Source organism: Variovorax sp. GW821-FHT10B04 (assembly GCF_059415645.1).
The window spans coordinates 86,771-98,955 of sequence record NZ_JBWKNQ010000008.1; the positions used below are offsets into that span (position 1 = coordinate 86,771).

The window sequence follows — 12,185 nt, forward strand, 5'->3', positions numbered from 1 at the left end:
TCGGGAGATCGCTCAGGACAGCGGCAGCGCGCGCACGCCGACGCCCATGTCGCGCCAGTGTTCGGGATGGCAGGTGAACAGCAGCACCTGGTGGCGCTGCGCGGCATCGAACAGCACGCGCTTCATCTGCGCGAGCCGGCCGGCGTCACTGTGGACCAGCGCGTCGTCCAGGATCAGCAGCGTCGGCCGGCCGGCCTGCTGCAACAGGTCGGCATAGGCGAAGCGGCTGATCAACCCGAGCTGCTCGCGCGCGCCGAAGCTCAGCGCCTGCACCTGGCCGGTTTCGCTTGCGCCGCCGACGCCGGGGCGCACCAGCGTGCCGGGCGCCAGGCCGGCGTCCATCTGCACCGTCGCACCGGGCATGAGCAGCGGCAGGTAATGCTGCAGGCGGTCCTGCAACGGTGCCTGCAGGCGTGCGAGCGTGTCGCGGCGCTTGTCGTCGAGCCGCCGGCACAGCAGGTCGAGCGCGTCGGCACGGCGTTGCAGTTCGGCATGCCGGCGCTGCGCCTGGCCGAGCTGGCCGGCGAGCGCATCGCGCTGTTCTTCGAGTCCCTGCGCGCCGGCCTGCTGCAGCGTGTTCTCGAGCAGCAGCAGTTCTTCGCGGCGCTGCTGGTGGCCGCGCACCATCTGTTCGATGCTGCGCTGCAGCCGCTCGATGTCCTGCGCGACGATGTCGGGCCGCGCGTCCTGCACCTGGGCGGCGGCAGCGTCGATGCGCTCGGCCAGCGCTTCGCGCTCGGCGCCATTGGCCAGCAACTGATCGCGCGCCTGCGCCTGGCGCTGGCCGCGGGCCGGATCGGCGAGCGCGGCCTGGGCGGCGGCATGCTCGTGCTGCGCGGTGTCGTGCTGGCTCTGCGCAGCCGCTTGCCTGCGCTGCGCATCGGCCAGCGCCTTGGCGGCCGCCTGCTCGGCGGCGGCGGCGGCGTCCTGCGCGGCCTCGGCGCTGTCGAGCGGAAGAAGGCCGCCGGTCGACGCAGCGGGATCGATGGGAGCGGCCGGCAGTCGCGCCAAGGCCTCCTGCGCGGTGGCGGCACGCGAGCGTGCCTCGGCCTGCGCGCCATGCAGCGGCTCCAGACCCTGCGGCGCAACGATGGCGAGCGCCTGCTCGGCCAGCCGGATCTGCGCTTCGCGGTCGGTCGACGCGGCCAGCCGCGCCTGCGCCTCGGCCAGGTCGGCGACGCCCGCGGCCTGCAGCGCGGCGATCAGCGACGCCTGCGCCTGCTCGTGGCTGCGGGCCAGGTCGGACAGGTTGGCGCCACCGGGCGTGACGATCAGCTCGCCACCGCCGGGCAGTTGCAAGGTGGCCGGCGCATCGAGCAGCCGCTCGCCTCGCGACTGCAGGCGGTCGGTTCGCCCCTGCGTGTGCAGATCGACCGCCTGGCCGCCGGGCAGATCGAACTGCAGCCGCGTCGCGACGGCTTCGCGACGCAATGCCGCATCGCGCTCGGTGCGTTCGAGGTCGACCAGCTGGCGCACTTGCGCGGCACGGATGGCCGGCGCCGCGGCCGCTTGCGCACGCAGCGCGGCCAGGCGCAAGCCGGCTTCTTCGGCGCGCTGCAGCGCCTGGGAGCTGCGCTCCGCATCGACACCGGCGCGCTGCAACTGCTGATGGAGCGCCAGCCGATTGGCCTCTTGCCGGGCGACGCGCCACGCATCGCGTGCGGCCTGCGCGCGACGCTGCGCGGCGTCGGCCTGTGTACGCGCGTGCGTGGTGGCCTGGTCGGCGGCCTGCCGCTGCGCGTCGGCCTGTGCGAGCGCCCGGGCGCGGGCATCGGCATCGGCCTGCTGGCGCGCGAGGCCGTCCAGTTCCTTCAGCAGCAGATCGCGCGTGCCGTCGAGCTGGCGCAGCCGCCCGCGGTCGGCCTGCAGCTGTGCCTGCTGCACCTGAAGCGCCTGCTGCTGCGCCTGCGCGCCAGCGAGCGACTGGCGCAGTGGCTCCCACGGCTGCGCGACTTCATCGGCCTGATGCTGCGTGCGCAGTTCGGCCAACTGGTCGACCTGCCGACGGTAAGTGACGATCTGCGCGTCCATGGCGGCCAGTTGCGGCTGCAGCGTCTGGATGGATTCGGCCGCCTCGGCATAGGCGGCGCGCGGCTTGCCGGCGCCGGTCAGAAGCTCGTTGCGCTGGGCTCGGAGCTGTTCGAGGATCTCGTCGCCACCGGTCGCGGCCAGCGCGCCGGCGGATGCGCCGACCTGGCCTTGCAGCGCATCGTGCAGATGGTCGCGCGCATGGCTCACTTCGAGCTCCTGGCCCGCGCCCTGCTCCACCCACAGCAGGCCCGGAATGCCCCAATGCTCGGGCTTGCTCGCGCCCTTGCCGGCGAAGGCGAAGCCGAAGCGCTGCGCCAGATGGTCTTCGGCGTCGGTGCCGTCGAACATCCGCGTGCCGACCTGCAACGTGCAGCGCTTCTTGCCGAGGAAGCTCTTGACGAGCCGGTGCGCCTCGCCGTCGAGCAGGAAGTCCAGCTCGACCTGCGGTGCCGCGCCGCTGCCTTCGCCCCAGGGACGCAGGTCGTCGACCGCGGTCGAACGGTGCCGTTCGAAGAAGGCGGCGCGGATGGCGCGCACCAGCGTGCTCTTGCCGGCCTCGTTGGGCGCCGCGACGATGTTCAGGCCGGGTTCGAAGCCGGAGAGTTCCAGGGGCTGGCGAAAGCGCCGCAACTGCTCGACGCGCAGGCGAGTGATCTGCAGGCTCATGGCTGGGAAGCTCCTGCCGTCGCCGTCGCCGTCGCGGTCACCGTTGCTTCGGCGGCGACGGCAGCGCTCGAGGACGCCGTTGCAGGCAGGCGCTGGGCCAGCGCGGCGGCGAGAAGCGCCAGCGCGTCCTGCGCCGTGCGGGCTTGCGCCGGGTCGCCGCCGGACTGCAGGTCGCGCAGCTCCGTCAGCAACTCGCCGAGGTAGCCGTCGGCCTGCAGTCCGGCGATGTCTTCATCGGTCGGCACCAACTGCAGTGCCGACAGGTCGGCCTGAAGATGGCGTGCGCGGGCTTCGGCACGACCGATCGCGGCCTTCAGGCCCTGCAGGCCGCCGAGGTCGATGCGGCCCTGCACGCGCAGGTCGACCACGTCGCGCGGCCCGAGCGCGTCGAGCTGCGTGTGCAGCGCGTCCATGTCGCTCGGTACCTGCAGCGCCACGGCGAGCAACTGCCAGCGGTACTGGCCGACGGCGATCGGCGTGACGACCGGCTCGCTGCCCGGCGCGGCAATCTCCACCAGCAGCGCCTGGCCGGCGTCGTTGGCCTTGAAGCGGTCGGGCTCGGGCGTGCCGGCGTACCAGGTGCGCGCGTCGATCCGCTTGCAGCCATGCCAGTCGCCGAGCGCGAGATAGTCGAGCCGTGCCCGCTCGGCGCGATCGGGCGCGATCGGGTTGGCCGAATCGATGTCTTCCGACAGGATGCCCTGCACGCTGCCATGTGCGATGCCGATGCGCAGCAGGCCGGCGGGGGTTTCGGCCAGGTTGAACCCGGCGGTGAGATCGTCGTAGGTGTGGCGTTGCGTGAGCGGCGCGGGCAGCACGGCAAAGCCCTGGGCGCCGAACAGCGCAGGCGTCGAGGTCAGCAGCAGGTGCGCGTTGGCCGGCACCGCACCCAGGCGCTGCGCACGCGTCCAGACGCTTTCAGCCAGCGCTGCGTCGTGGTTGCCGGGAATCATCAGCCACGGGCCCGCATAACCGGCCAGCGCATTGAAGAGCCTGCGCACGGTGCGCTCGGACACCGTCTGCGCATCGAACACGTCGCCGGCCACCAGCACCGCATCGACCGCATGCTGCGTCGCGAGCGCGGCCATGCGCTCGACCACCGCAATGCGCGCCTCCGCCAGGATGGGCGCGTGCTCGGGGTCGAAGGTGGCGAACTGGCGGCCGATCTGCCAGTCGGCGGTGTGCAGGAAGCGGATCATGGAACCTCGGAATGGAGTGCCAAGTTTGGCAGCATTCGAGACGCGGATGCGTCGTACAGGTGCGCGATCGGCGGGCACCGAGGAAGCTGTTTGACGGGCGGCTTGCCATCAACGCGGCGCGGTTGCCAAAGCGCCTCAAAGGCAAAGAAAAACGGCCTAGGTCTTGTGAACCTAGGCCGTTGATCTGCTTGCTGTTTTTGGTCGGTGTGAAAGGATTCGAACCTTCGACCCCTTGCACCCCATGCAAGTGCGCTACCAGGCTGCGCCACACACCGAAGCCCGCGATTATAGCTGGAGAGATCAGTAAGTTGGCGCGAGCAGCTCTCGAATTTCGAACAACTCGCGTCGCAACTGCAGCAACTGGGACGCCGCAAAGCTGGGAGCGGACTCGAAGGTCGAAGCAGCAATCGCCTGCTGCGCCGTCGACGCCTGCAGGCCCGCCTCGGCATCGCTGCCCTGCCGCAGCACCGCATCGAATTCTTCCTGATCGATCTCGATGGCCTCCACGCCATCGAGCGGCACCTCGCCGGCCTTGCGCCGATCGCGCTCGTGCTGCACCAGTTCCTGCAGCTTGTTGCGCGCGCCGCTGATGGTGAAGCCCTGGTCGTAGAGCAGGTCGCGGATGCGGCGGATCATCAGCACTTCGTGGTGCTGGTAGTAGCGCCGGTTGCCGCGCCGCTTCATGGGCCGCAGCTGCGTGAACTCCTGTTCCCAGTAGCGCAGCACGTGCGGCTTCACGCCGCACAGTTCGCCGACCTCACCGATGGTGAAGTAGCGTTTGACGGGAATCGGGGGGAGCGTTTTCTCCATTGAAATCAAGACGGTGCGGGCGAAACCTCAGAGGTTACTCCACGCCCGTGCGCGGCACCAAGAACTATTGCGCTCCGATGTTCCAGGCGACCGCTTCTTCGCTCGTGGCCTCGCCTTCTTCAGCCAGGCTGCCCTGGATCTGCTCCTTGAGCTTGGCGCTCGCATGGAAGGTCGCGACGCGGCGCGCACCGATCGGGATCGCCTCGCCGGTGCGCGGATTGCGACCGGGCCGCGGCGCCTTCACACGGATCTGGAAGTTGCCGAAGCCCGAGATCTTGACGTCGGTGCCCTCGATCAGGCTGCCGGCGACGAGCTCGAAGAAGGCCTCGACCATGTCTTTCGACTCGCGCTTGTTCAGGCCGATCTGCTCGAACAGCAGTTCCGCCAGATGCGCCTTGGTCAGCGCGGGGGTTTCGAGGGCTTCGAGCGTGAAATCCATGGCCTTCATCCTCGCAGGCGCGCACCCAGGCGGGCACCGAGTTGGTCAATGATCGCGCGCACGGCCGGATCGATCTGCTCGTCGGTCAGCGTCGCCGTGTCGCTGTGGAAGCTCAGGCGCACGGCCATGCTCTTCTCGCCGGGCGCAAGGCCGCCGGCTGCCGGCGCTGCGCCATCGCGTGCGGGTTGCGGCCGGTAGATGTCGAACAGCGCCACGTCGCGGAGCAGACCTTGCGTGGACGCCGACTGGATCGCCTGCACCAGCGCGTCGTGCGTGACGGCTTCAGCCACCACGACCGCGAGGTCGCGCTCGACCGCCTGGTGTTTCGGCACCGGCTGGGCCACAGGCACGTGGCGCGCCACGACCGCATCGAGATCGAGCTCGAACAGCAGCGGCGCCTGCGCGAGATCCCACTTCTGGCGCCAGCGCGGGTGCAGCTCGCCGACCACGCCGATCACCTTGCCGTCGATCAGCACGCGCGCCGCACGGCCCGGGTGCAGCGCTGGATGCTCGGTGGGTTCGAAGGTCGCGGCGAGCGGCGCGAGCAGTGCCTCGACGTCGCCCTTCGCGTCGAAGAAATCGACGCGCTGCGCCTTGCCGTCCCAGCGCGCGTTTTCGGCGTCACCCCAGGCGAGGCCAGCCACGCGCATCGGCTGATGGATGCCCTTCACCGTGGTGTCGGTGGTCGCGACACTGGCGTCGCGCAGGAACACCCGGCCCGACTCGAACACACGCACACGCTGCGCCTTGCGGTCGATGTTGAACTTGAGCACCTGCAGCAGCGAACCGAGCAGCGACGAACGCATCACGCTCATCTGGCTCGCGATCGGGTTCAGCAGCTTGATCGGATCGTCATTGCCGGCCAGCTCGTGCTCCCAATGCGCCTCGACGAAGCTGAAGTTGATCGTCTCTTGATAGCCCAGCGCCGCCAGCCGATGGCGGACGGCGAAGCGGCTGCGCTGCGACTCGGGCCGCACGCGGGCCGTGATGGGTGCGAGCGGCGCCGTGACCGGCAGGTTGTTGTAGCCGATGAGGCGCGCGACCTCCTCGATCAGGTCTTCCTCGATCAGCAGGTCGAAACGATGCGGTGCCGGCGTCACGATCACCGTGCCGTCGCCCTCCTCGATCGGCAGGCCGAGACGGCGCAATGCATCCACGCATTGCGCCTGCGTGACCGGCATGCCGATCACGCGAGCGGCGCGCGCAACGCGCAGCGTGACGGGCTTGGCTTCGGGCAGGCGCAAGGTCTGGTCAGTCACCGGACCGGCATCGCCGCCGCAGATCTGCAGGATCAGCTGCGTGATGCGCTCGATGATCTCGACGGTGCGGCTCGGATCGACGCCGCGCTCATAGCGATGCCCTGCGTCGGTCGAGAAATTGAATCGGCGCGAACGCCCCTGGATCGCCTCGGGCCACCAGAACGCGGCCTCGACATAGATGTTCTTCGTGGCGTCCGACACGGCCGTCGCGTCGCCGCCCATGATGCCGGCCAGCGATTCGACCTCGCGTTCGTCGGCGATCACACCCACCTTTTCGTCGACGGTCACGGTGTTGCCGTTGAGCAGCTTGAGCTGTTCGCCCGCCCGGCCCCAGCGCACGGTAAGGCCGCCATGGATCTTGTCCAGATCGAAGATGTGGGTCGGCTGGCCGTACTCGAACATCACGTAGTTCGAGATGTCGACCAGCGGCGACACGCTGCGCTGGCCGCAACGCGCCAGCCGATCGACCAGCCATGCCGGCGTAGCGACCTGGGTGTTCACCGCGCGCACGATGCGGCCGGAAAAACGGCCGCAAAGCTCAGGCGCGTCGACCTTGACGGGCAGCGTATCGGACTGCGTCGCCGGCACCGCGGCGATGGCCGGCGTCTTCAGCGGCGCACCGGTCAGGGCCGACAGTTCGCGCGCGATGCCGTAGACGCTCAGGCCATGCGCCAGGTTCGGCGTGAGCTTGAGCGTGAGCAGCGCGTCGTCGAGCGCGAGCACTTCGCGCACATCGGCGCCGATCGGCGCATCGGCCGCGAGTTCGAGCAGGCCGCCATGGTCGTCGCTCAGCTTCAGTTCGCGCGCCGAGCACAGCATGCCCTGGCTCTCCACGCCGCGCAGCTTGCCGAGCTTGATGAGGAAGGGCTTGCCGTCGTCGCCTGGCGGCAGTTCGGCGCCGACCAGTGCGCACGGCACCTTGATGCCGACGCGCGCATTGGGTGCGCCGCAGACGATGTTCAGCAGCGCACCCTGACCGACGTCGACCTGGCACACGCGCAGGCGATCGGCATTCGGATGCTGGACGGCTTCCTTGATCTCGCCGACGACGATCTTCGTGAAGGGCGGCGCGACGGGCCGGCGTTCTTCAACCTCGAAGCCGCCCATCGTGAGGGTTTCGGCCAGTTCGGTACTCGACAGCGGCGGGTTGCAGAACTCGCGCAACCAGGACTCGGGGAATTGCATCTTCTGTTCTCGTTGTTGGGCTGTTACGGCTGCGATGAGGTCACTGGAACTGCGACAGGAAGCGCAGATCGCCGTCGAAGAACAGCCGCAGGTCGTTCACGCCGTAGCGCAGCATGGTGAGCCGGTCAGGGCCCATGCCGAAGGCGAAACCGATGTAGCGCTCGGGGTCCAGCCCCATGTTGCGCACCACGTTCGGATGCACCTGGCCGGAACCGGCGACCTCGAGCCAGCGGCCAGCCAGCGGTCCGCTCTGGAACTGGATGTCGATCTCGGCGCTTGGCTCGGTGAAGGGAAAGAAGCTCGGACGGAAGCGCAGCACCAGGTCGTCGCTTTCGAAGAAGGTGCGGCAGAAATCGGTGAACACGACCTTCAGGTCCTTGAAGCTCACGTTCTCGCCCAGCCACAGGCCTTCGCACTGATGGAACATCGGCGAGTGCGTCGCGTCACTGTCGACGCGGTACGTGCGACCGGGCGCGATCACCCGGATCTCGGGCGCCTTCAGCATGCCGGTGGCATCGGCAGCGGCGGCCTCGAAGGCGGCGGCGTGCTTCTTGATGTGCTGATGGGCGTAGCGCACCTGCATCGGGCTGGTGTGCGGGCGCAGGTTGTAGGGAACGCCGTCGTCGCCGTTGATGTCGACGTAGAAGGTGTCCTGCATGGAACGCGCCGGATGGTTCGGCGGGTTGTTGAGCGACGTGAAGCTGTGCCAGTCGCTCTCGATCTCGGGGCCGTCGGCCACGTCGAAACCCATGCTGGAGAAGATCGCCTCGATGCGCTCCATCGTGCGGCTGACCGGGTGCAGGCCACCGCCGATCTGGCGGCGTCCAGGCAAGGTGACGTCGAGCGATTCGGCGCGCAATTGCACAGCGAGCTCTTCATCGGCCAACTGCTGGCGGCGCTCGTTCAGCGCAGCCTCGATGCTCTGCTTGACGACATTGATGGCGGCACCGCGGGACTTTTTCTCTTCCACGCTGAGCTGCGCCATGCCCTTCATGAATTCGGTGACGCGGCCGGACTTGCCGAGGAACTGCGCCTTCGCGTTCTCGAGATCGGCCGGAGCCTTGGCTTGCGCGAATGCGGCGCGGGCGTTGTCGACCAGGGTGTCCAACTCGTTCATGACAATGCTTCGGGGAAATGGGGGATGGCCGTGGCCATGAAAAAAGGGCTGGGCTCTTTCAAGCGCCAGCCCTTGTACCGTGGGCGCAGGCGGGCTCGTCCAGGAACGAACCGCCCACTGTGCAAAATCAAGCAGCCAGCTTGGCCCTGACCTGCTCCACGATGCCGGCAAAAGCGGCCTTGTCGTGCACGGCGATATCGGCCAGGACCTTGCGGTCGATCTCGATACCGGCCTTGCGGATGCCGTTGGCGAACTGGCTGTAGGTCATGCCCAGTTCGCGGGAGGCGGCGTTGATACGCGCAATCCACAACTGACGGAACACGCGCTTCTTGGTGCGGCGATCACGGTAGGCATATTGACCTGCCTTCATCACCGCCTGTTTGGCGACGCGGAAGACATTGCCGCGGCGACCGCGGAAACCCTTGGCGAGTGCGAGAACTTTCTTGTGGCGGGCGCGAGCCGTTACACCACGTTTGACGCGAGGCATGTGTTTACTCCTTGTTCGTCTTGTTAAATGCCACGGCCGGGCAGCATGGCCGCCATCGAAACCATGTTGGTTTCATGGACTGCCACGGCACCACGCAGGTGACGCTTGTTCTTGGTGGTCTTCTTCGTCAAGATGTGACGCTTGAAGGCTTGACCGCGCTTGACGGTGCCACCTGGACGAACGCGGAAACGTTTTTTCGCGCTGCTCTTGGTCTTCATTTTGGGCATGTTCATGCTCCTTTAATTTGTGCTCGTGAGGCGCTGCGGAAACTCCACAGGCTTGTTGGCCCCGAGACACTTCTTCATCCCACCGCTGCCTTCACCTTGCGGCACAGGCAGCGGCGAAATCTCTTCGTAACTGCTTTTCTAATCAGGCGGCTGCCGGAGCAGCTGCCTCTGTCGCCGGCTTGGCCGGACCACCGGACTTGCGACGACCAGGCGCGATCATCATGATCATCTGACGCCCTTCCAGCTTCGGAAACTGCTCGACGACGATCAGATCACCCAGCTCATCGCGAATGCGCTGCAGCAAGGCCAGACCGAGTTCCTGGTGCGTGATTTCGCGCCCCCGGAAACGCAACGTGATCTTGCACTTGTCGCCATCTTCAAGAAAGCGCTTGATATTGCGCATCTTGATGTTGTAGTCGCCATCGTCGGTACCGGGCCGGAACTTGATTTCCTTGACCTCGATGACCTTCTGCTTCGACTTCGCCTCGGCCGCCTTCTTCTGCTCGTGGTACTTGAACTTGCCGTACTCGATCAGGCGGCAGACCGGCGGGTTGGCGGCCGCGACGACTTCCACCAGGTCCACGTCCTGCTCACCGGCCAGACGCAGCGCCTCGTTCAGACTCACAACACCCAACGGCTCGTTCTCAGGGCCGATCAGGCGAACTTCCGGGGCCATGATTTCCCGGTTCAGGCGGTGTTGGCGTTCCTCGCGGTGGCGGCGGTCGCGAAATGCAGTAGCGATGGTCAGAATCCTTCAAACAGTTTGCTACCAAAATAGTAGCTAACACCGTCGAGTCCGCGCGCACAAGCGATGTGTTGCATCAACAATCAGCGTTTGTGTTGGATGTCGTCGGCGACCTTTTGGGAGAACGCCTCCACCGACATGGCACCGAGGTCAACATTGCCTCGGGCGCGCACTGCGACGGCACCTGCTTCCTTTTCCTTGTCGCCCACGACAATGATGTAAGGAAGCTTTTGCAGCGAATGCTTTCGTATTTTATACGTAATCTTTTCGTTGTGCAGATCGAGCGTGACCCTAAGCCCTTGATCCTGCAGCGTTTTAGCAACTGATGCTGCGTAATCCGCCTGTCCTTCACTGATATTCAGCACAGCCACCTGCACTGGCGCGAGCCATGCAGGCATCGCGCCAGCATGGTGCTCGACCAACATGCCGATGAAGCGCTCGAGGCTACCGACGATCGCGCGGTGCAGCATCACCGGGTTGGCGCGCCCGCTGCTTTCCGTCACGTATTCGGCGCCCAGCCGCTCGGCCGTATTGAAGTCGACCTGCATCGTGCCGCACTGCCAGTGACGGCCGATCGCGTCCTTCAGCGTGTACTCGATCTTCGGGCCATAGAAAGCTCCGTCGCCCGGCGACACGATGAAATCGACGCCCGAACGGCGCAGCGCCTCCATGCAGGCGAATTCGGCCTTGTCCCAGAGCTCGTCCGAGCCCACGCGGTTGTCCGGACGCGTCGCGACCTTGTAGAGAATCTCCGTGAAACCGAAGTCGGCGTAGACCTTCTGCAGCTTGGCCGTGTAGGCGACACATTCCTCGAGGATGTGATCTTCCGTGCAGAACACGTGCCCGTCATCCTGCGTGAAGCCACGCACACGCATGATGCCGTGCAGCGCGCCCGATGGCTCGTTGCGGTGGCACTGGCCGAACTCGCCGTAGCGGATCGGCAGGTCACGGTAGCTGCGCAGGTCGCTCTTGAAGATCAGCACGTGGCCCGGGCAATTCATCGGCTTCAGCGCATATTCACGCTTCTCCGACTCCGTCGTGAACATGTTCTCGCGGTAGTTCTGCCAGTGTCCCGTCTTCTCCCAGAGACTTTTGTCGAGGATCTGCGGCCCCTTGACCTCCTGGTAGCCCGTGTCGCGGTACACCTTGCGCATGTACTGCTCGACCTGCTGCCACATCGCCCAGCCCTTCGGGTGCCAAAACACCACGCCCGGCGCCACTTCGTCGATGTGGTACAGATCCAGCTCCTTGCCCAGGCGACGATGGTCTCGCTTCTCGGCCTCTTCGATGCGCTGGATATATTGGTCGAGCTGCTTCTTGTCGGCCCAGGCCGTGCCGTAGATGCGCTGGAGCTGCTCGTTCTTCGCATCGCCACGCCAGTAGGCGCCGGCCAGCTTCGTGAGCTTGAAGACCTTCAGGAAGCGCGTGTTCGGCACGTGCGGGCCGCGGCACATGTCGACGTATTCCTGGTGGTAGTACAGACCCATCGCCTGCTCGTCGGGCATGTCCTCGACCAGACGCAGCTTGTAGTCTTCACCGCGCGACTTGAACACCTCGATCACCTCGGCGCGCGGCGTCATCTTCTTCACGACGTCGTAGTCCTGCGCGATGAGCTCACGCATGCGTGCCTCGATGGCAGCCATGTCATCGGGCGTGAACGGGCGTTCGTACGAGATGTCGTAGTAGAAGCCTTCGTCGATCACCGGCCCGATCACCATCTTCGCCGTGGGATACAGCTGCTTGACCGCGTGGCCGACCAGGTGGGCCGTCGAATGGCGAATGATCTCGAGCCCTTCGTCGTCCTTGGGCGTGATGATCTGCAGCTTCGCATCGTGGTCGATGACATCGCTGGCGTCGACCAGCTTGCCGTCGACCTTGCCGGCCACCGTCATCTTGGCCAGGCCGGGGCCGATCGATTTGGCAACGTCGGCAACCGAAACCGGGCCGGGATACTCGCGCTGCGAGTTGTCGGGAAGCGTGATCTGGATCATGGAAAACCTTGGCTTGAAAAAACAAAAAG

General features: G+C 66.5%; 10 protein-coding genes and 1 tRNA gene. All 11 read right to left on the reverse strand.

All coding sequences use genetic code 11. The features are described 5' to 3' along the window. Positions 1-12: 12 nt before the first annotated feature. Positions 13-2,697, reverse strand: a complete 2,685-nt coding sequence (locus AC07PZ_RS19945) for an AAA family ATPase (protein WP_495296869.1) — start codon at positions 2,695-2,697, stop codon at positions 13-15. Further along, complete coding sequence (locus tag AC07PZ_RS19950; protein WP_495296870.1) at positions 2,694-3,896, reverse strand: metallophosphoesterase family protein; 1,203 nt, start codon at positions 3,894-3,896, stop codon at positions 2,694-2,696. The genes AC07PZ_RS19945 and AC07PZ_RS19950 overlap by 4 nt, the downstream gene beginning before the upstream one ends. Before the next feature lie 198 nt (positions 3,897-4,094). Beyond that, positions 4,095-4,171 (reverse strand) — tRNA-Pro (locus AC07PZ_RS19955). A 25-nt stretch (positions 4,172-4,196) separates the two neighbouring features. Continuing rightward, the gene (locus AC07PZ_RS19960; RefSeq protein WP_495296871.1) at positions 4,197-4,706 is read right to left on the reverse strand and encodes a MerR family transcriptional regulator; all 510 of its coding nucleotides are present in this window, start codon (positions 4,704-4,706) and stop codon (positions 4,197-4,199) included. Between the two features lie 64 nt (positions 4,707-4,770). Continuing rightward, positions 4,771-5,145, reverse strand: a complete 375-nt coding sequence (locus AC07PZ_RS19965) for an integration host factor subunit alpha (protein ID WP_495296872.1) — start codon at positions 5,143-5,145, stop codon at positions 4,771-4,773. 5 nt (positions 5,146-5,150) lie between these two features. Further along, on the reverse strand, positions 5,151-7,589 hold the full coding sequence (gene pheT / locus AC07PZ_RS19970; RefSeq protein WP_495296873.1) for a phenylalanine--tRNA ligase subunit beta: 2,439 nt from the start codon (positions 7,587-7,589) through the stop codon (positions 5,151-5,153). A 40-nt stretch (positions 7,590-7,629) separates the two neighbouring features. Further along, a complete protein-coding gene (gene pheS / locus AC07PZ_RS19975; RefSeq protein WP_495296874.1) occupies positions 7,630-8,706 on the reverse strand; it encodes a phenylalanine--tRNA ligase subunit alpha in 1,077 nt (358 codons plus the stop codon). Positions 8,707-8,833: 127 nt separating this feature from the next. Next, on the reverse strand, positions 8,834-9,193 hold the full coding sequence (gene rplT, locus AC07PZ_RS19980) for a 50S ribosomal protein L20 (protein ID WP_307689828.1): 360 nt from the start codon (positions 9,191-9,193) through the stop codon (positions 8,834-8,836). A gap of 23 nt (positions 9,194-9,216) precedes the next feature. Then, the gene (gene rpmI, locus AC07PZ_RS19985; protein WP_298926708.1) at positions 9,217-9,420 is read right to left on the reverse strand and encodes a 50S ribosomal protein L35; all 204 of its coding nucleotides are present in this window, start codon (positions 9,418-9,420) and stop codon (positions 9,217-9,219) included. A gap of 142 nt (positions 9,421-9,562) precedes the next feature. Next, entirely contained in the window at positions 9,563-10,171 is a 609-nt protein-coding gene (gene infC / locus AC07PZ_RS19990; RefSeq protein ID WP_495297088.1) for a translation initiation factor IF-3, read from the reverse strand. Between the two features lie 77 nt (positions 10,172-10,248). Further along, complete coding sequence (gene thrS / locus AC07PZ_RS19995; protein WP_495296875.1) at positions 10,249-12,156, reverse strand: threonine--tRNA ligase; 1,908 nt, start codon at positions 12,154-12,156, stop codon at positions 10,249-10,251. Positions 12,157-12,185: the final 29 nt, after the last annotated feature.